This is a genomic window from Flavobacterium sp. 1355 (genome assembly GCF_017833415.1).
In the GTDB taxonomy this organism is placed as follows: Bacteria; Bacteroidota; Bacteroidia; order Flavobacteriales; family Flavobacteriaceae; genus Flavobacterium.
Genome location: NZ_JAFICC010000003.1, coordinates 67025 through 87028, shown reverse-complemented (window position 1 = coordinate 87028; position 20004 = coordinate 67025). Strand labels below are relative to the sequence as shown.

Annotated in this window: 17 protein-coding genes; 9 read left to right on the top strand and 8 right to left on the bottom strand. The window is 35.8% G+C overall.

Annotation, left to right across the window (positions count from 1 at the left end):
- Window positions 1-2: 2 nt before the first annotated feature.
- The 7 genes from JOD96_RS04605 to JOD96_RS04575 all read right to left on the bottom strand — a co-directional run bounded on the left by JOD96_RS04605 (window position 3) and on the right by JOD96_RS04575 (window position 8556).
- The gene (locus JOD96_RS04605; RefSeq protein WP_209563095.1) at window positions 3-1277 is read right to left on the bottom strand and encodes a beta-ketoacyl-[acyl-carrier-protein] synthase family protein; all 1275 of its coding nucleotides are present in this window, start codon (window positions 1275-1277) and stop codon (window positions 3-5) included.
- Window positions 1274-1711, bottom strand: a complete 438-nt coding sequence (locus JOD96_RS04600) for a 3-hydroxyacyl-ACP dehydratase FabZ family protein (RefSeq protein ID WP_209563094.1) — start codon at window positions 1709-1711, stop codon at window positions 1274-1276. Before JOD96_RS04600 ends, JOD96_RS04605 begins: the two co-directional genes overlap by 4 nt.
- Before the next feature lie 17 nt (window positions 1712-1728).
- Complete coding sequence (locus JOD96_RS04595; protein WP_209563093.1) at window positions 1729-2781, bottom strand: type III polyketide synthase; 1053 nt, start codon at window positions 2779-2781, stop codon at window positions 1729-1731.
- Window positions 2778-3491, bottom strand: coding sequence for a methyltransferase domain-containing protein (locus JOD96_RS04590; RefSeq protein ID WP_209563092.1), 714 nt, complete (start codon window positions 3489-3491; stop codon window positions 2778-2780). Before JOD96_RS04590 ends, JOD96_RS04595 begins: the two co-directional genes overlap by 4 nt.
- Window positions 3492-4619: an NAD(P)/FAD-dependent oxidoreductase gene (locus tag JOD96_RS04585; RefSeq protein ID WP_209563091.1), complete on the bottom strand. Its 1128-nt coding sequence runs from the start codon at window positions 4617-4619 to the stop codon at window positions 3492-3494.
- A gap of 249 nt (window positions 4620-4868) precedes the next feature.
- Window positions 4869-5261, bottom strand: a complete 393-nt coding sequence (locus JOD96_RS04580; protein ID WP_209563090.1) for a response regulator — start codon at window positions 5259-5261, stop codon at window positions 4869-4871.
- 64 nt (window positions 5262-5325) lie between these two features.
- Complete coding sequence (locus JOD96_RS04575; RefSeq protein WP_209563089.1) at window positions 5326-8556, bottom strand: PAS domain S-box protein; 3231 nt, start codon at window positions 8554-8556, stop codon at window positions 5326-5328.
- A gap of 343 nt (window positions 8557-8899) precedes the next feature.
- Between JOD96_RS04575 and JOD96_RS04570 the strand changes: the two genes are divergently transcribed.
- The 7 genes from JOD96_RS04570 to JOD96_RS04540 all read left to right on the top strand — a co-directional run bounded on the left by JOD96_RS04570 (window position 8900) and on the right by JOD96_RS04540 (window position 14847).
- Window positions 8900-9145 carry a hypothetical protein gene (locus JOD96_RS04570; protein WP_209563320.1) on the top strand — a complete coding sequence of 82 codons (246 nt, stop codon included), beginning with the start codon at window positions 8900-8902 and terminating at the stop codon, window positions 9143-9145.
- A gap of 58 nt (window positions 9146-9203) precedes the next feature.
- A complete protein-coding gene (locus JOD96_RS04565) occupies window positions 9204-9710 on the top strand; it encodes a PRC-barrel domain-containing protein (protein ID WP_209563088.1) in 507 nt (168 codons plus the stop codon).
- A 222-nt stretch (window positions 9711-9932) separates the two neighbouring features.
- A complete protein-coding gene (locus JOD96_RS04560) occupies window positions 9933-10364 on the top strand; it encodes a DoxX family protein (protein WP_209563087.1) in 432 nt (143 codons plus the stop codon).
- Complete coding sequence (chrA, locus tag JOD96_RS04555; RefSeq protein ID WP_209563086.1) at window positions 10354-11484, top strand: chromate efflux transporter; 1131 nt, start codon at window positions 10354-10356, stop codon at window positions 11482-11484. Before JOD96_RS04560 ends, chrA begins: the two co-directional genes overlap by 11 nt.
- A gap of 454 nt (window positions 11485-11938) precedes the next feature.
- On the top strand, window positions 11939-13576 hold the full coding sequence (locus JOD96_RS04550) for an endonuclease NucS domain-containing protein (RefSeq protein WP_209563085.1): 1638 nt from the start codon (window positions 11939-11941) through the stop codon (window positions 13574-13576).
- Window positions 13577-13721: 145 nt separating this feature from the next.
- Window positions 13722-14192, top strand: a complete 471-nt coding sequence (locus JOD96_RS04545; RefSeq protein ID WP_209563084.1) for a transcriptional regulator — start codon at window positions 13722-13724, stop codon at window positions 14190-14192.
- A 4-nt stretch (window positions 14193-14196) separates the two neighbouring features.
- The gene (locus tag JOD96_RS04540) at window positions 14197-14847 is read left to right on the top strand and encodes a nucleotidyl transferase AbiEii/AbiGii toxin family protein (protein WP_209563083.1); all 651 of its coding nucleotides are present in this window, start codon (window positions 14197-14199) and stop codon (window positions 14845-14847) included.
- Between the two features lie 92 nt (window positions 14848-14939).
- On the opposite strand, the gene JOD96_RS04535 is transcribed toward JOD96_RS04540, so the two are convergent.
- Complete coding sequence (locus JOD96_RS04535; RefSeq protein WP_209563082.1) at window positions 14940-16136, bottom strand: Shedu immune nuclease family protein; 1197 nt, start codon at window positions 16134-16136, stop codon at window positions 14940-14942.
- 208 nt (window positions 16137-16344) lie between these two features.
- On the opposite strand from JOD96_RS04535, the gene JOD96_RS04530 reads away from it, so the two are divergent.
- Entirely contained in the window at window positions 16345-18246 is a 1902-nt protein-coding gene (locus tag JOD96_RS04530) for an ATP-dependent nuclease (protein ID WP_209563081.1), read from the top strand.
- A 3-nt stretch (window positions 18247-18249) separates the two neighbouring features.
- Complete coding sequence (locus JOD96_RS04525) at window positions 18250-19971, top strand: DEAD/DEAH box helicase (RefSeq protein WP_209563080.1); 1722 nt, start codon at window positions 18250-18252, stop codon at window positions 19969-19971.
- The last annotated feature ends 33 nt before the right edge of the window (window positions 19972-20004 follow it).

The window sequence follows — 20004 nt, the reverse complement described above, 5'->3', positions numbered from 1 at the left end:
TATTATTTTTGAAATTTTTTAAAAATTATACAGGCGTTTACATCACCAAAACCAAAACTGGCTTTGGCGATAATGTTGGGTTTACTATCGATTGTTTTTAAAATCACTTTTGAAGGATCTATCAAAGCGCTAATTTCCGGATGAAGATCTTCGCAATTGGTATTTCCGAATATAAAACCTTCTTGTAACTGCAAAACGGCAGCTACACTTTCGATACTTCCGGCAGCGCTTAAGCAATGTCCGGTCATGCTTTTTAAAGAATTTATATACGGAAAATCATTTCCTTTTCGATCCAGTGCTTTTGTCCAGTTTTCAATTTCAAGACTGTCTTTTGTGGTTGCTGTAAGATGTCCGTTTATGGCATCAATATCAGAAGCCGAAATACCGGCATTCTGAATTGCATTGGTAATACAGCGTTGAACAGCTGTACTATTAGGTGCAGTCATGCTTCCGCTGCCGCGCTGTCCGCCTGAGTTTACACTTCCGCCTAAAATTTCGGCATAAATGGCTGCACCACGCTCTAAAGCCGCTTCCAATTCTTCTATAACCAAAGCTCCGGCACCGCTTCCTGGTACAAATCCTGAGGCTGTGGCACTCATGGGGCGTGAACCTTGTTCCGGATTATCGTTGTATTTGGAACTGCACACACGAAGTGCATCAAATCCTGCCCAGATATAAGGACCGCTGTCTCCCGTACTTCCTGCCAATATTCGTTTTGCCTGTCCTGCCTGTATGCGATCGTAGGCCATCATAATTGCTTCCGTTCCCGTGGCACAGGCAGATGAATTGGTAGTAACCTGATTACCTAGTCCTAATTTTCCGCCCAGATAAGCGCTAATACCGCTGTTCATGGTTTGTGCCACGACAGTACTGCCTAATCTTCGGGTTTGCAATTCGTCAATTTTATAAATGCTTTCGCGAAATTTATCGATTCCGGATGTTCCGGAACCAAAAACAGTTCCGCTGTCCCAATCGGGTTCGTCATTGGTTTCTATTGGCAATCCGGCATTTTTCCAGGCTTCTATACCGGCAATTACACCGTACAAAATACCAGTGCTGTTAAAACCGCGTAATTCCAGTTCGGTAAAATACTGTGCTTTAAGTTCTTCAGAAATTTGTGGTTTACCCGCTATCTGACACGAAAACTGCAATTCCTGCAATTGTACATCAAACCGAATTCCTGATATTCCGTTTTTTATGGCATGGCTGAATTCCGATATTCCAACACCGTTAGGAGCTGCGACGCCCAATCCTGTTATTACAACTCGCTTGCTCATAATCTATTGGTCATCATGCCAGCCAAAATGCCTTTGCAGACTTCTTGCCCGGCTTCGTTTTTCATTATTACATCGCACTTCAGTTTTCCAAACCTGAAAAATGCTTTTTGGGAAGTAACCGTTATTTTTTCGTTTGGATAAACCGGTTTTAAAAACTGCATATCGGCAGAAGTAAAAGCAATTACGGTATCTTTAGTAAAAGTATCGCCTAATAAATAAATACCCAGACAAACCAAACCAATCTGAGCCATGGTTTCGGTCAGGATTACGCCCGGAGTTACAGGATTATCCTTAAAATGGCCTTTATAAAAATCCAGATCTTCGCTATACGTATACGTGCCGCTCACGCTATTTTCGTCAACGTGAAGCAATTCATCGACAAACAAAAAAGGTTTGCTGTACGGCAGTTTCGCCAAAATATCTGTTAGTTCCATATTTTTTTTCTAAATAATTACCATTGCAATAAAACCCTTTGTGCCGAAAATCCGGGACCAAAACTCAACATCAACCCTTTTTCTCCCGCTTTAGGATTTCGGTCCATAATTTGTTCTAAAACATACAAGACAGTTGCACTCGACATATTGCCGTATTGTTTCAGCACTTCTTTAGTATCATCAATATTTTTTCCTAATCCGGAAAAAAGCGCTTCAACGGTAGTAATAATTTTTTTTCCGCCCGGATGAAAAATCATGTGCTCAATATCCTTGATTTCCAGATTGTTTTTTTTCAAAAACGGATGAATGATATCGCCAAAATGAGAGGCAATCGTGTCCGGAACTTCTATATCCAAAACCATTTGCAAACCGCTGTTGGTAAGTTTAAAACCCATCATGTGTTCGGCCTCATAAAAATGATACATTTCTTCATTTATTATTTCGGGGCCATAATCGTCTTCGTGAGAAGACAACAAACAACAGGCAGACCCATCGCCAAAAATAGCGGCGCTAACAATATTGGGCATAGAAAAATCATCCAGCTGAAATGTTGCTGTTGGAGACTCTACTGCAATAACAGCGGCTCGTTTTCCGGGATTGGCTTTCAAAAAGTTTTTCGCGTATATAATGCCTGATATTCCTGCTGCACACCCCATTTCCGTTACCGGGAGACGTACGATATCCTGTCTTAGTTTCATTTTATTGATGAGATAAGCGTCAAGGGACGGAATCATAATTCCGGTACAGCTTACGGTAATGATGTAATCCAGACTCTGCGGATCCCAATTGGCTTTTTCGAGAGCTTTTTGCAGTACCTGTTCGCCCAAAATAATGACTTCACGCGTATAAATGTCGTTTTTCTCTTCAAATGAGGTGGCGGTAAAAACCTCTTCAGGATCCATTATCGAATACCTTTTATCTACTGCTGCACCTTCAAATATTTTTTTTACTTTTTTTATAAATCGTTCCTCTTGTCCGTGCAGCCATCCATCCAGCATAGGGAGAATATCAGCCGTTTGACGTGAATATTTTGGGAGTTGCCTGGCAACCGTTACTATTTTTACACTCATTTTTTTGCAATTATCCACTGGTAGCGAAAAGCCCATTTCCAGTTTATGGTATAGTTTTTAAAATTTAGTTTTTTAGAGAATTCAACGAGTTCGTTTTTCTTAAATCCTCTCAGGATAGAAACCAGTCCATCTTCGCGCGACATGCTGTTCAGATTAAAAACAAAACAGATCAGTTCAAAAAGCCTGTAGGCTGTTTTACTGCGATGCAAATCGTTTATAACAATGCCTGTTTCAGCATTATTACTAAAGATACTAATTATTTTTAATATTTGTTCGTTGGTAAAATGGTGCAGCGTCAGGGTACATAAAATAATATCAAACTTCATGGTTTTGAAATCTTCGCTAAAAATATCCACACATAGATATTCAATATTAGAATATTCTTGTGATAATTTTTTCGCATACTTGATCGTAAACTCATTAGCATCTATACCGATAAGTTGAAAATTAAGTTTGTTTTTTTGACCAAATTTTGCCAGCATACGCAGCATATCTCCGTTTCCGCATCCTATATCGGCGATAGTAATTGTTTTGTTATGATCTGATTCATTCAATAATGTCCTAATGCCATTGAGGGTCACTTTATTTCCGCCCAATGACTGATTGATACGGGCAATTTGATCTAATGCCTCTCTGAGTTCTTCTCCCTGCAGAGAAAAATCGTCCATTATTTCGGTTTCCTGTGTTCTGTATTTTGTATTTATGGCCATTTAGTTGATTGCTATAGGTTTACCGTGAGTTTGTTTAATGATCTCAGGCAGTATTTTAGGAAATGATGCCACTAAGGAAACGAATATATTGGTGAGGGTTTTGTTGGTTAAAACCCTTGCCAGAATTCTGCCCATTGCTATTCTTTTGCCAAAATGTTTATTCCATTCTTTTGTATAATTTTTTTCTAACTGATTTCTGACAATACATTTGTCAGCATAATATTCTAAGATTAATTCCGATGCTATTTTGGCGCTATGAATTGCCATCGCCATCCCGTTTCCACAAAGCGGATGAATAAGTCCGGCCGTATCGCCAATCATTAAAATATGATTCTCAACCGGCTGTTTTTTTTCAAACGAAATCTGACTAATTGTTAAAGGTTTATCAAAAAGAAGCGCACTGTTTTCAAAAACAGCTTTAAGATGCTTGTTTTTATAAAGTACATTTTGCTGATAATCCTCAATGTTTTTATATTGCTTAAAAGTAGCGTAATCGGCCAGATAGCAGATGTTTATGATGTTATTCTCTACTTTAGAAACGCCACAATAACCGCCATTGAAGTTGTGCAGTGCTACAAGATCATTGTCAAAATTGCCTTGATAATGTGCCTTCACCGCTAGCCATGGTGACTTTTTATTAAAGAAATTTCGATTTAGAACCTGGTCGACATTAGAGCGTTTACCAAAAGCACCTAACACGATTTTAGCTTTTAAGATCTGATTTGCAGTAGTAACAGTAAATATGTCTTTGATGAAAGTCACATCTGTAACATTGTCCTTAAGTATGGTACAATTATTTGATACTGCTTTTTGATACAAAAAATTATCGAGCGAATATCTGCTGATACCAAATCCGCCGAGTGGGAGTGTTGCCGTTGCAGCCTTTCCGCTGTTGGCAGTAAATTCAAATTTAGAAATATTGGTGGGATGAAGTTCTGAAACATCTGCGCCAAGCCATTTGAGATAAGGCAAAATTTCATTGGAAATATATTCACCACAAACCTTATGTTTTGGAAACTCGGATTTTTCGATCAGGGTCACTTTCAAATTGTTTTGAGACAGATGAATAGCCGCCGTCAAACCAGCGAGTCCTCCACCAATAATCAATACATCTGAATTTGTTTCCATATCACCAATTTACTCATAAAATCTCAGCATTCCAATTATTATCATGCCTTAATTTGACTAAAATACATTGATAGATAAAGTGTAATTTAAACTTGGAGATACATTTAGATAGCTGGATTTTTTTAGAATTTGGAAATTTGAATCTAAAAATATGTCATAACACCAACGATCTGAAAGTACAGAAACAGGATTTAATAATTATGATAGTGATTTAGATTTTAATTCAAAATAAAATAATTTCAGTTCTAACTAGGAAACCAGAAACTTAGCTATCACTTTGTCCAGTTCCTCCCTTATGGCAGTAATTGAGTAAGGTTTGGTGATAAACTGCGCGGCATCATGTTGTGCAGCGAACATTTTGTCCTCTGTATTGGAGGAAGTTGAATAAATAATTACCGGAATATCCTTAAGAGCAGCATCCTGCTTGATGCGTTTTAAAAATTCCCTGCCATCCATTACAGGCATATTAAAATCAAGGAAAATCAGGTCCGGTTTTTGAAAGTCCTCTGTTTTTAATTTCTCCAGTGCTTCCAGTCCGTGCCTGGCTTCTTCATACCTGACAGCAGTCTTTAGAGATAGAAGTGATTCCTGAAATATTTCGCGGTCGTCCTGGTCGTCATCAATTAGAAAAACTACTTTCATTTAAAATGGATTTTGTAGTAAAGATACTGTTTTTTATAAAATGTTTTTAAAGTTACGACCATAATTATATTTGTTCTATAGGAATTATGATAGTAAAGATAGTCCCTGTTCCTTCTTTGGAGCTTGCGGTAATCTGTCCATTGTGGTTCTGCATGATCCTGCGACACATGGCAAGGCCTATACCAGTGCCTGCAAATTCTTCTTTTCCGTGTAAACGCTGAAAAATATTAAAAATCTGTTCTGCATATTCCTGACTGAACCCTATTCCGTTATCCTGTATTTCTATCCTGGCATATTCGGTTTCACTAGACATCAAAAGCATTTTTGTAGCTGTATCTGATAGCTTTTCGAATGTAATTTTAATTTGTGGCGTAACTTCATTTTTGCTGTATTTGAGGGCATTTGAGATCAGGTTACCGAACAGCTGTGACATTTGCAGTGGAATGGCCTGGATAACAGGAAGGCGCTCAACCGATATTGTAGCATTTTTCTGTTCGATAGTTAAGTCGAAGTCCGTCAGGATATCTTCCATTATCTGATTGAGATCAGTGTACTCGAATGTTTTTGAAGTATTGGATAGCTGTGAATAACCCAGCACATCTTTTATAAGATTTTCCATTCTTTTGGTTGAACTGATAATTTTACTCAGATAAGCATCGACCTTTGCAGGATTTTTATCCAGATTCTCCCGGAGCATTTCGGTAAAGACACTAATCTTTCGCACAGGTTCCTGAAGATCATGCGAAGCAATGTAAGCAAACTGCTGCAGCTCCTGATTGTTGATTTCAAGTTCGGCATTGGCAGCATGAAGCTCTGCGGTACGTTCTTTTACTTTAAATTTAAGTTCCTCCTGCAGTTCGCGTTCTTTGGTTACGTCCTGTGCTGTTCCACTCAGGCATTCCGGCATACCGTCTTTTGAATAAATTACCTGGGCATTGGCATGTATGATACGTACCTGACCGGTTATGTTGTTGGTGATAGGAAATTCATAGTCATAAAAATCAGAAGATCCCGGCTTGACTGCTTCTTCTATGGAAGAAATTACCTTCTGCCTGTGTGTTTGTGCAATCTGTTGAAAAACATTGTCTTTGTGCATACTGTGTTCCTGAAGCCCCAACCAGTGTTTAAAGCGTGTCGAGCATACAAAAGTACAGCTGGCAAGGTCTAGCCTCCAGGTAGCCAGTTCGGCCAGTTCGATAGCACCTGCAAGGGCGATTCTGGTCTCTTCGAGTTTTTTATTGGCAAATACCTGATCTGTAATGTCAATTGCAATATCCATAATCCCATAAATCTCACCCTGGGCATTCCGGATAGGAGTATAGGTGAAATCAAAATAAAAAGTGCTGAGAATGCCGTTCACTTTGAGCTCTGCCGGCATGGCACGGCCGAAATATGTCTCACCTGTACGATATACTTCCAGGAGGATATTCAAAAATGGCTGTCCCCTGAGTTCCGGAACTGCATCTATCATAGGTTTTCCGATGACCGACTTGTCCTTGCCCCAGTAACCGATCATAATATCATTCGCGATTTCAATTTTCATCTCGGTGCCTGTGAAGAGACAAATTGCGACCGGAGACTGTTCAATCATCAGGCTTATACGCTGCTCACTTTCAGAGAGTGCTTTTCTTCCCGAAATAATTTCATCCATATCCATACAGAAACCCGCATATCCGGCATAGTTCCCTTGTGCATCATAAAAAGGATCTCCAGCAGCCCGACACCATATGATCTCTCCACTATGTTTTCTGGCCCTGAAAAGTACATCAAAATGGCCATTTCTGGCTATAGCCTCCATATAAGACTGTACTGCTGTTTTAAGGTCTTCTTCGAGAATAATCGAGGACCATCCTCCATCTTGAAGCGCTTCAGAAGTAAGCCCCGTGAATTCAATAAGTGTTTTATTAAAATAAGTCAGTTTTCCTTCTGCATTGGAAAGCCAGAGACCCGTTGGAGAACTGTCAGTTACGTTCTGAAAGAGTCTGTCTGCTTCCTGTTTAGCCTTGACAAGCCTTGATTCAGCTTCCTGTAACGCTAAACGGTTTTGCTCCTGTTCGGTTATATCGGCAACCGTTCCCGAAAAAGCGGTGGGTTTTCCATTTGAATTGATCATTCTGGCAGCCGAAACTGCAATTTGGTGTACAGTTCCATCCTCCCAGATCACTCTGGGTGCATAATAAAAAGTACCGGTTTCTATACCATTCTCTATAGCCTTAGAACGAAGGGACAGATCATCCGGGTGTACATATTTCAAAAAATCCCTGCGCGTTAAATTGTTTCTTATTTTTCCTGACAACAGGAGCGAAAATTCAGGGGAATAATCAATACTGTTATCGGTAAAGTCAACATTAAAAAGACCCAGCCCCATACTTTTTATCGTAAGGTCAGTAAGCTGGCGGGATTTCAGCAGGTCTTCTGCCGCTTTTTTATGTGCGGTGATATCCTGAAGCGTGCCGTTAAACCTATAAGCGGTCTTGGTATCGTCAAACCAAGCCTTACCGAGTGCGTGAACCGTTCTTTCGGTTTTGGTACGAGGATGTATAATTGTATATTCAATATCATATTTCCCACCAGACTCATACCGGAGCGCTTTATAAATAGCATCCATAACCCGTTGCCTGTCAGGTTCTGCAATCGCTGTCGCGGCATTGCTCAGGAGTATTTCATCTTCGGCTTTTAGTCCAAACCATTTCTTCAGTCTGGAATTGGCAGAAAATTTATTAGTAGCCGGATTAAGATCAAATGTTCCGAACTCAGCGGCATTAATGGCGAATTCAAGTTCTTCCTTGCTTTCTTTTAATTTTTGATTGTAGAAGACCTTTTCAGTGGTTTCATTACAAACTACTAAAACACCTTTAATCTGGCGGTCATCGTCACGAATGGGACTGTAGCTGAAGGTCCAATATACATCCTCTAGCTTTCCGTTTCTGTAGATCGGAAGCAGCAGGTCATCATACCATATACTTTCTCCTGTAGTGAGTACCTTTGTAATCAGGGGATAGATAAAATACCAGATCTCCGGCCAGCAATCAACCGCTTTCTGCCCCATGGCTTTAGGATGTTTGCCTTCATTGCCCATGCTCGGACGATAAGAATCATTATAGAACTGTATAAGATCATCGCCCCACCAGAGAAACATGGGGAATTTGGACGACAAGATTGTAGCAAGTGTATTTTTAAGACTTTCAGGCCATTTATCTGGTGTTCCCAAAGAGGTGGCAGACCAGTCTGTATTTCGAATAATTTCGGCAGATTCACCACCATTTTGAAGATAAAATTGATTATCGATGTCCAAGTTATTATTTTTTGAATGGCAGAACAATTAGGTCCCTCTTGCCTTAGATTACCGTAAATTTATGTAAATTAAAAATACAATTAAAATTAAAAATGAAGGATGTTTGCTGCAACTAACTCATATTTTTTATAATAAAAACTGTTTGTCATGATTACGGTCATGCAAATTATATAAACTTACACCTCGATTCTATAAGTTTGTTTTTGAATATGATCTCTATTTTTACATTGCTGATGATCTGAAATTATTTCAGTAATAGTGACTGCAAAGGATTACGGTTTGTGTGTTTACTATTTTATTGTCCGGAACAAAAAATAAATATTTATAACCAAAAAAATGAATTATGGCAGAAATTAAAATTGAGAAAAAGAAACCTGTATGGCCTTGGATTTTAGTGTTACTACTAATCGCAGCCCTTATATATTTCATCTTTTGCAGAGATAATGAAACAGCAACTGATAATGAAACAGAAATAGAAAATACGACAGGTGCCAATACAACACGAGACTATAAGGAAAGAACAGGGAGCAAAGGAATCACTGTTGTGGCAGACATAAGTGTTGTGAAAAAATACATCCAGTGGAGTTAATAATGCCCAATGAAAACAGATTGGCTAAGCAAAATTAGCATACTAATTAAAAAATAATATGGAAAATAAAGATAGAAATTTATACAGACTGGACGAGCTTACTGATTACAAAATAGCTTCAGACTATTCTGATGTAAGAGGATGGAAAATAGTAGATGCAGACAATCGTACTATAGGTACAATAGATAACCTTTGGGTAAATAAAGATATGCAACGTGTTGTTTATCTTGATGTGAATGTCGATAAAGGACTTATTGAAGATAACCGTCATGAGGTACATGATGCTATAGCAAACGAAAATGGCAGGGAGTTTATGTATAAAGATGGGGACAGCCATATCATTATTCCGATAGGATCGGTGTCAATAAATAAAGACACGAAAATTGTACAGGCTAACAGTATCGGATATGATACTTTTAGAAACACCAGCCGATATAGCAGGAATGAGAATTTTGACAGAAATTACGAAAGAAGGGTTATGAAATCTTACTATCCAGATAGTAATACTGCTGCTGAGAGTGAGGATAATGCCTTTTACAACCGAAGGGAATTTGATAACAAATAGTGTTGCCTTAAATTAGGGGATATATAGTTCAGACATTTTAGGATGTTTGAACTTTTTTTTTTTTTAATATACTAAAGTACTATCATATTATAATTTATACATTTGTTTGCAAACCGAGATATAATAATCAGAATCACGCCTTTTAAGTGAATAATTATTATAGATAAGATGTGTTTCACAGTACGACCGATCGTGCACAGACATTAAATCGACAAACAAACAATGAAAAAATTAATATTTAATACGGACAATTCAAAAACAACAATATTAATTAGATTAATGGTTGGAGCTGTATTCCTTTCAGAAGGCATTCAGAAATTTTTGTTTACCGAGACACTTGGAGCAGGACGATTTGAAAAAATCGGTTTGCCATCGCCTGAATTTTTGGGGAGTTTTGTTGGAGCATTTGAAATTGTCTGCGGATCTCTTATTCTACTTGGACTTTTGACAAGATTAGCTGCTATTCCGCTTATCATTATAATGTTAGTAGCAATTGCAACCACCAAATCGGAAGTTTTAGCCGAAAAAGGTTTTTGGGAAATGATGCACGGAAGCAGAACCGATTGGGCAATGCTTTTGGGAAGTATTTTTTTGTTGATTAAAGGTGGTGGCTTCTGGTCGGCTGACAAAACTTTAATTAAAAATGGAGCATAAAGCTGGCTTAAAAGATATTGCCAGACTTTTTCTAAAACTCGGAATAATTGGTTTTGGCGGACCAGCTGCGCATATTGCAATGATGCAGGACGAAGTTGTCATCAAAAGAAAATGGCTGACCGAACAGCATTTTCTGGACTTAATAGGTGCTACAAATTTAATACCGGGTCCTAATAGCACAGAAATGGCAATCCATATCGGACATGAAAAAGGCGGTTGGAAAGGTTTGATAGTTGCAGGCCTTTGCTTCATTTTGCCTGCCGTTTTTATTACAGGAGTTTTTGCTTATCTCTACAAACAATATGGACAAATTCCTGAAGTACAACCATTTATTTATGGAATAAAGCCTGCCATTATTGCTATCATTTTGGCTGCAGTTTTTCCATTGGCAAAAAAATCTCTAAAATCTACAGAACTAATAATAATCGGATTACTTGTTTTACTTGGGTCACTATTCAACATTAATGAGATTTATTTAATGTTTGGAGCAGGTTTTTTGGCCTTATTTTTGGCTTATTTAAGAAACAGAAAGCAAAATAACAGCATCGGTTTTCTGCCATTAATCTTATTGCAAATTACAAATACGACAGTACTTTCTGCAACTAATGCAAACCTTTTTTGGATTTTTCTAAAAATAGGTGCAATACTTTACGGAAGTGGTTATGTATTGTTTGCTTTTCTCGATACAGAATTAGTTGCCACAGGACTTTTAACAAGGCAACAATTAATTGATGCTATTGCTGTTGGGCAATTCACACCAGGACCCGTTTTTTCTTCCGTAACATTTATTGGTTATCAAATCAACGGTTTAACAGGCGCAATCCTTTCGACGATTGCCATATTTTTGCCTTCATTTGTTTTTGTAGCATTGCTAAACCCAATCGTAAAGAAAATGCGAAATTCAAAACATTTTTCTATATTTTTAGACGCAGTAAACGTAGCATCAGTTGCAATAATTATAGCGATTTGTTTTGAAATGGGTAAAGAGACTATTACAGATTGGCGGACAATTTTGATTGCAGTTTTAAGTATAGTAATTGCGTTTGGGTACAAGAAATTAAATAGTGCCTTTGTGGTTTTAGGCGGTTCATTAATTGGTTATTTATTGACATTAATATGACGAAATACCTCAGGCAAGTAAAGAGCAATCAAAATTAAATCATCAAATCAATATCATATGACACTTATAGCAATTTTTTTTCCGTGTATTTCTTTCCTGTTGAGAGGAAAGATTCTGACGGCCCTTTTGTGCCTGATCCTACAGGTGACCCTAATTGGATGGATTCCAGAAAAAACGGAAAAAAAGAAAGCAAGAATCAAGTGGCCAGCCAGAGGATGCAGAGTGCTATAAGTCCCGAAGGGTGGGCAGGCGAAGCGGACCATTATGCGCACGGGGAATACGGCGGGCACTATCTTGGCTGTCTTTTTATGCCGTTTCGAGTGAAAATAGATATAGCTTTACTATTGTCTGATTTAGTCTTTGAATCTGAAGTCTTGAGTGTTTTATTTTGATTATTTCAATACCTTACAGGTTTTTATCACCAAAGGAATAATTTCAAGTTAAATCAGGTTATATGAATAATTACGAAGCTCTCATCAGGGATAATCTTGCCGAAAATTTAGGAATTCTTAACCCTGAATACGAGTTAATAGGAAAGGAGCATTATATTCCTAAAGGGATCACTACAAAAAGTTTTATTGATATATTGGCTAAGGACAGGGATAACAACTACATCATAATTGAAGTAAAAAGGTCCAATCAGGCCGAAAGACAGGCCATTCATGAAATATATAAATATGTTGAAGCGATTAAGGAAAAGTATAAGGCAAATGCCAGTGAAATAAAAGCCATCATCGTATCTACGAGCTGGGAGGAGCTTTTGGTGCCGTTTTCGGTATTTGTCAATGAGTCCGATATTAGTGTGGAAGGATTTCATCTTGAGATTGACAGCGATTTCAAGGTAATCTCAGCCAGAAAAGTCATTCCCTGTAAAACAAACAAGGGACGGCTGTTTAGTCCGGTCCATAAATGTAATTTATATAACGATGAGAAAAATTTGGAAAAGGGATTAAAAGACCACCATAAAACTTATAAGCTTAAAGGTTTTGAGGATTATGTCCTGTTTGTTATGAAAGCCCCTGAGTGTGATGAGGATGAATATAAAATAAGATTAGCGGAAATGGCAGGCGCGATAACAGGATCAGAACCGGATTATGATTATTTTGGACAAGTTGTACTGCCAAAATTTATGATTTATTCTGCTTTCCATAGATTATCAACTGAGCAATACAAGGAAATTTTAAAAAGAGATTTAGTTATTTACGAACAGACACTAGATTATTTAGAGTTTGGTGAAATTACTGATCCCGAGGCAATCGACGAGGTATTGGAAAGAGATATACTGGGGAGCCTTAAGCCTTATTTTTATTCTGATGAATGTGAGAGCGCCTATCCTGCAAAATTGGTTAAAATCCTAACGGAGGAGGATTGGCAAATATTAAAAATTATCCGATCTGATTCCCTGGATCAGAATAAATTATTGTCGGATGATAAGATTTTAAGTGAGATAATGGGCAATACAGGGGTGACAAATGCTCTTTTAAAAGATAGTTTTATAATCGGAGACAAAGCCAAATTTGTCCAGATGAAAGAGAACCTGGTAAATGCCTTAAAGTATAACGAGGTCTGGAAGAATCACTTAAAAATTTTCTTTGAGGACATTCAATCCTTGGAAGGATATAAATTTGAGATTGAAATTCTGAGTACCAGCCATATTCTACTTAGTTTTATCTTTATTGTCATTTCTGAACAAAGAAATGAACATCTTCCAAGATATATTACAAGAGTGAGCCGCGATAGTCATGAGAAAATCTTTCTGGGTACCTTTAAGTGGAGTGGAAAGAAACCAGACCTAAATGGTATTATAGACAGATATTTTAACGGAAAAGCGGAAAACCTTGTGATGACTTTAACCTGGGGCGGTTTTGATCGAAATAATGATGCTGTTTTAGAGGAACTCGGGCTTAGCTATGAAAGTTATGTTGTAGAGATTACCGATGGTCAAAGGGAGGACTTTTGGTTTAGAAATTTTAGATATGAGAAAATAAAATTTATAGAAGATGGAATCGGCAGGTTTATGAACGAAAACCAAGATTTTGTTGGTGAATTAGTTACAATCTACGAAAAAAATCGTTTTGAGTTAAAAAAATAAATCCCCTTACTTACTAACCTAGCGACCTTATTATTTTTTACAGGGGAGGAAAGATGTCCGATTTATAGCATGAAAAAAGATATTAACTTTAAGGTTTAAAAGAAATTAACATACTTGTGTAAACAAAATTGTTTATTTTTGCATTATGAAAACGACACTCGATACGATAAAAGGAATACATCCGGGGTTTGTACTGGAGCGTGAATTGGAAAAACGCCATTTGGCCAAGGGGCAGTTTGCTATTTCGCTTGGAGAGTTTCCACAGACATTGACGGCTATCACCAAAGGCAAACGAAGGATGAATACCTCTTTGGCGATTAAGATTGAGAAGTCACTTGAGATAGAGGAAGGTTATTTTATGATCCTGCAGGTGTATTATGATATTGAGCAGGAAAAGAAGAAAGAAGACCAGCAGAAGAATAAAAACAATCCAAGGCCTGACTTTACAAAGCTCAGAAAAATTATTTTTTGGGATACGGACATTCAAAAGATAGACTGGCAAAAACAAAAAAAAGCTGTTATCAAGAGGGTTTTTGAACGTGGCAATGAAGAGGAAAAAAAAGCGATTACGCAATTTTATGGACCCGATACCGTTAATTCCATTTTAAAGAAATAAAGTTATGCCTTTACATTTCAATACCGTTACACCCCTTTTGAAAAGCATATTGGAAGATTTGATGCAGGCGGAGGAGTTTAAGGCGTTTCGTCTTGTAGGAGGCACTGCGCTAAGCCTGTATTATGGTCATCGGATGTCGGTAGATATTGATCTTTTCAGTGATGCGGATTATGGAAGCCTTGATTTTAAAGCCATAGATGACTATTTAAAAGCACATTATTTTTATGTGGATTCACTGGATTTATCCCCAATTGGGATGGGCAAATCCTATTATGTGGGCAGAAGTGAGGAAGAGAGTGTAAAACTCGACCTTTATTACACCGACCATTTTATAGAGGAGGTTCAGGTGTTCAATGGAATCAGACTGGCCAGCAGGGCGGAAATTACAGCGATGAAACTCGACGTGGTGCAGCGAACCGGAAGAAAAAAAGACTTTTGGGACATTGACAGATTAAGGGATGATTTTACAATAAATGAGATGTTCGAACTACATAAAAAAAGATATCCTTACACCCATGACAGGGAACTTCTAAAACAAAAGTTTAAAGATTTCAGCAGCGCCGACGAAGACTTTGAACCTTTGTGCCTCAGGGGAAGGCACTGGGAACTTATTAAGCTTGATATGATTGATTTTATTGTAACACTTAATGATTAACAGCATAATTTTAATCAATTAGACTTTCGAGTTTTTTTGCACAAAATTAGAATTGAAAAATGGGATGATAAATAGTCTTAAGGACAAAAAAATTATTCGGGATTATTTTTAAATTTCTGTAATATATTTTCTAACCTGTTTATCAAATCATCATATGTAATAATATCCATTACATTGGAATATTTGCGCTTGATAATCTCAAAATCAAAAAGTTGCTCATTACATAAATTATCATTTCTGCCCAATATGATTATACCTTTTGGGTTAGTTATTTTTATTTTCATATCAGAAGGTATCATAGACTGATATTTTTGATTTAAAACATGCTCACCTTGGGCACCCCATTTATTAAGATGAAATAAATATTTCTCCACCTGCATTACTGTTCCTGATAGTTCTTTCATTGGCGTGTAGTTATCCCTATAAGTTCTTTTTGTAACCACGCAATTAGTAAAAGGTTTTTTTATTTCGATAACATCAACAGTACCATTTGCATCAATAAGCATCAAATCGATAGAACGATTGGTCGGCTTTGGATTGGTGTAATAATCTTTAATCATAACTTCAGAAAAACATTTGATATACTTAGGATAAATAATTAATATGATCTCAATGATTTGATTTTGCCAATCTTTCTCGGTGAAATTATCGATATTGGCGAGCATCTTTTTCAATGTTTTTAATATAAATAAGTATTTTTCATATTCGTAATTCTTAATAGATGATAATGTATTAAGGTTACCAATTTTGTTCCTCCTTTCAAGATATTTTTCAAATGCTTTTCCGGAGTCCGTTACACCATCCAGGTATTGCGATAGAACATTAGTTATCCTAGAATTTACATAATGATTTTGTTCTGTTCGTGATGGAAAAGAATTAATGATATCATTAAAAATATTTTCGTCGATAGCATTTTCCTTATCTCCACCAATAATAATTTGCTGCTTGGCAAGTCTTTCGAATTTTAAAAGAATAGATATGTTACTATTTACAATGAAATGCTTAATTCTTAATTCAATAGATTTATGAAACAAAACGTCATTATCGGTAGATAAGATTCTTTTGTTTATTTTATAATAATCATTTTCTAATACCCCAATAAGAAATTCCATACTGTCTCCAAAAGGACTATCATCGTTACGGGTTATATCTTTCTTGGAAAAATTAAAAGTTCTTTTTACTAGTAAATCCTCATCTTTATCAAAATTTTCGTTTATCCACCTTACGCCATCTTGAGGGTAATATTCTAAGTATACTTTTTCATTTTGCAAATTAATTGTTAAGCTCATGGTTTCTTTTTAATGATTTCAAAAATAGTTATTGCCGTTTGTATAAAGCTAAAAAAAGGAAAAACATTTTGAGATGCTCCCGAATTTAATTTAAAAAGGAGTATTTATACCTATCAATTCTAATGATCAGTTCTGTATTTTTAACGTTTTTTATTAATAGTTCAATTAATGTTAATTCTTATATTATTACATTTATAAAAACACATGTATGTATCTGTCAACGATAAATATTCAAAATTATAAGGGAGTAAAATCCCTAAAGGTAAATTTTGACCCTAAACTTAATATAATAATTGGTGAAAATGGATGCTGTAAAACGGCTGTGGTTGATTCCATTCGACTGATGTACAATTTAGGAAATCAAAAAAAAGATATATATGTTAATAATGAAGATTTTTACTTTGACAGTAAAACAGGGAATCAAAGCAAAAGAATTGAGATAAAATATATATTTAAAGGTTTATCGGTTTCAGAAAAGGGTGCACTCTATGAATATTTAATTTTAGATCCTGTAAATCCTGATAATGATTTAGCACAAATAGTATTGATTTATGATCTTAGGGAAAAAACCTATCCAAAATTCGCTTATTATACAGGAGCAACAGTGGAGCAAAAAGCTGATTCAGGAACTTTTGATATCTTTCAACATTATTATTTAGGGGCACTAAGAGACAGTACTAACGATCTCTTGAATGTCAGATCAAATATGTTGGGATCAGTTATTAAACGTTTGGTAGAACGCTCTAAATCTGAAGATAAGTTTAGAAAAATCATCAAAACAGCCAATGATGATTTACTCAAACGACAAGAAGTTAAAGACACAAGAACAAGTGTAAATTCTCATTTAGATGAAATCTTTAAAATATCCAAGGATAATCAAATTGGACTACGAATAGAAGAATCTGCAAAGATTGAAAGTATATTCAATGTGATAAAACCATATCTTCCGCATGATAAAAAGCTTCTTGAAAATGATGGATTTAATTTATGGCAAAATAGTCTGGGCTTTAATAACCTGATTTACATTGCGATTATTCTGGGCGATATAAAAGAACGTATAACTGATGATGCAAATCAGCATTTTGCACTTTTAATCGAAGAACCAGAGGCACATCTGCACCCTCAATTACAACTTAATCTTTATAATTTTTTAAAAACGGCAAGTACCCCAAATAACTGTCAGTTGTTTATTACTTCTCATTCGCCTACATTAACTTCAAAAGCAAGTTTGGATAATATTATACTATTACGTGAAAATGCTGTTAATATAGGAGGATGTTTTGAAGATAGAGTGCCAGAGAATATAATAGAGCAGATATTAAAAAAGAAAACTTTGACGGCTAATGATTTTAGCTACAGAAAAAAACAATTAGAACGATACTTAGATGTAACAAAAAGTCAGCTTTTTTTTGCACGTGGACTTTTGTTTGTAGAGGGGATATCTGAAAAGTTACTGTTAAAAGCTTTTTCTGAATTTTTGGGTTTAAAACTTGAAGACCATCGGTGTGAATTAGTCAGTGTTGATGGTATCTCATTTTATGCATTTATCCACCTCTTTAATTCAACAAATCCAGACAAAAGAATTGGACACAAAGCTGCAATTATAACAGATGATGATAGGTTTGCAAAAGAAAAAAATTCATTTAAAAATCTTACCGCTAAAAAATTTAAGAATCTTGATACCTTTCATGGTGGGCTTTATTCTTCGATTATCAATAATAGGATTGGAAATCTTACATCAGCCATTCGATCGCATAAAAGTAATATTAAATTATTTACTGCTTTCAAAACACTTGAGTTTGAAATTGCAATTGCAAATGTAGCAGATACAAAAACAGATTTTCCAAAAAACTTTTTAATTGAATATATTTCAAAAAATGAGACAGAAAAATATCAATTGATAGAGGAGTATCTCAATAGTCTTCCAAACGAAGTGCTGAGTTCTCAAGAAAAAGAAAAACTGGCAATTTTAGTATGGAAATCATTACCTGCAAAAGCTTCTTTTGCGCAAGATTTTTCTTTATGCATAGAAACTGCAATAGCCGATGGGGTATCAATTATATTTGAAGTTCCAAAATATCTATCCAAGGCAATCAAACATACAGTATAAAAAATGAACTTTGAAATAACTGCAGATAATAGTCCTTATCTTAAAGCAAGAGGAAAAATAGTTCTTAATGCTTGCCCGGGCAGTGGTAAAACTACTGCTGTAGCTTATAAGCTAACTACACTTATAGAGGAATGTGAGAAAAAATATGGTAAATATTCTGGCATTGCATGTTTATCATTTACTAATGTTGCCAAGGATGAGATAGGTAAGAAATACGAAGAAATTAAAGGTATAAGTTTAGGTTATCCAAATATCATCTCAACAATTGATAGCTTTATAAATCAATATATTACGCTTCCGTTTTATCATATGCTTTCTGTACCAAGTAAGCGTCCCTCAATTTTAAATACTGTTGAATTCTTAAATGATATGCACTTGGGATGGTTTCCAAACATAAAAGGTCAACCACTAAAAGTTTCTTACCCTCCTTCAAGACTTAAGATTGAAATAGATGGGACATATACTTGGGATGGAAATAAATGTAATCCGAAAGTTGCCGATATAGCCGTATTTGAACGTTATGCAAAAGCTTTTAAGGACTGGCAGATCAATAATGGCTTTATTAATAATGATGATTCCACTTATCTTGCATGTAAGTTATTGGAAACGTATCCACAAATAGCACAATATCTTGTAGAAAGGTTTCCTTACATCATTATAGACGAGGCGCAGGATACCTCTGAAATACAGTACAAAATATTTGATATTTTAATAAGTGCCGGTTTGTCTAACATTGAATTTGTTGGGGATCCTTATCAAAGTCTGTATGAATTTAGAGAGGCAAGACCTGACATGTTTCTGAATAGATTTAACGATGCAGCACAATGGCAGGCTATTAGATTCAGTGACTGTCGAAGATCTTCCCAAAATATTATAGATATGTACAGTTTATTTAGAAATGCTGCAGAAAAAGCAATTATTTCAACTTGTAAGCACGGAACTGATCATCAAGTAAAAGTTATAAGATATGATGAGAATGACCCTACGTCATTGATTGAGCAATATCAAAAACTGGTTGATTCAGATTCTTCCAATTACATTTTAGTTCGCGGTGGCACACATCTAGAGAAATTCGGTATAAAACCTCCATCAGAAGAACCTTGGAAAAATAGTCTTGCTAAAATGCTTATTAATGCACAGCATCACTATGATAAAGGAAACACTAAATCTTCAATTGATGATTTAAGGGTGTTTTTTGTGGAAATATGTTTTTCAGGATCAGACTATAACGCTAAAAAAGAAGAAATAAAAAAATTAAAAGAAGATGTTAATTTTAATATCAGGTTATTTGAATTTTTAAAAGGTATGCCTAAAATTGATGATACGCTTAAAAATTGGACTGTAAATATTACAACATATGTTAAGGCTCATTTTGGAATTGATATAGATTTACAGCTAAAGCAAAAAGGAGCTGTATTTTACGCTTTAAATTTGAAAGAACTTTTGTTTCCGGAGATTACAACTCCATTCCCTATTTCAACAATTCATAAGATAAAGGGAATGACATTTACTACTATCTTGTTAGTTCTTAGCCATAACAGTTCCGGGCAGAATATATCTTTGACAGATTTCGTGCGACCTGCAAGTCTTCCAAGTGAAAAACAAAGAATGCTGTATGTTGCCTTATCAAGACCCGAAGTTTCTTGTTTTATTGCTGTACCAAATGTCATTTCAGAGAAACAAATTATTGCCCAATTAGGAAATACTATTGAATTTATAAATTAACTATATTCTATTATATAATAAAAAAGGAATTAG

Coding starts and splice junctions, on each gene's coding strand:
- JOD96_RS04545 (WP_209563084.1), top strand. CDS start 13,722: ATGAAAACGACACTCGATACGATAAAAGGAATACATCCGGGGTTTGTA.
- JOD96_RS04560 (WP_209563087.1), top strand. CDS start 9,933: ATGAAAAAATTAATATTTAATACGGACAATTCAAAAACAACAATATTA.
- JOD96_RS04565 (WP_209563088.1), top strand. CDS start 9,204: ATGGAAAATAAAGATAGAAATTTATACAGACTGGACGAGCTTACTGAT.
- JOD96_RS04580 (WP_209563090.1), bottom strand. CDS start 5,261: ATGAAAGTAGTTTTTCTAATTGATGACGACCAGGACGACCGCGAAATA.
- JOD96_RS04535 (WP_209563082.1), bottom strand. CDS start 16,136: ATGAGCTTAACAATTAATTTGCAAAATGAAAAAGTATACTTAGAATAT.
- JOD96_RS04585 (WP_209563091.1), bottom strand. CDS start 4,619: ATGGAAACAAATTCAGATGTATTGATTATTGGTGGAGGACTCGCTGGT.
- JOD96_RS04570 (WP_209563320.1), top strand. CDS start 8,900: ATGGCAGAAATTAAAATTGAGAAAAAGAAACCTGTATGGCCTTGGATT.
- JOD96_RS04525 (WP_209563080.1), top strand. CDS start 18,250: ATGAACTTTGAAATAACTGCAGATAATAGTCCTTATCTTAAAGCAAGA.
- JOD96_RS04550 (WP_209563085.1), top strand. CDS start 11,939: ATGAATAATTACGAAGCTCTCATCAGGGATAATCTTGCCGAAAATTTA.
- JOD96_RS04605 (WP_209563095.1), bottom strand. CDS start 1,277: ATGAGCAAGCGAGTTGTAATAACAGGATTGGGCGTCGCAGCTCCTAAC.
- chrA (WP_209563086.1), top strand. CDS start 10,354: ATGGAGCATAAAGCTGGCTTAAAAGATATTGCCAGACTTTTTCTAAAA.
- JOD96_RS04600 (WP_209563094.1), bottom strand. CDS start 1,711: ATGGAACTAACAGATATTTTGGCGAAACTGCCGTACAGCAAACCTTTT.
- JOD96_RS04595 (WP_209563093.1), bottom strand. CDS start 2,781: ATGAGTGTAAAAATAGTAACGGTTGCCAGGCAACTCCCAAAATATTCA.
- JOD96_RS04590 (WP_209563092.1), bottom strand. CDS start 3,491: ATGGCCATAAATACAAAATACAGAACACAGGAAACCGAAATAATGGAC.
- JOD96_RS04530 (WP_209563081.1), top strand. CDS start 16,345: ATGTATCTGTCAACGATAAATATTCAAAATTATAAGGGAGTAAAATCC.
- JOD96_RS04540 (WP_209563083.1), top strand. CDS start 14,197: ATGCCTTTACATTTCAATACCGTTACACCCCTTTTGAAAAGCATATTG.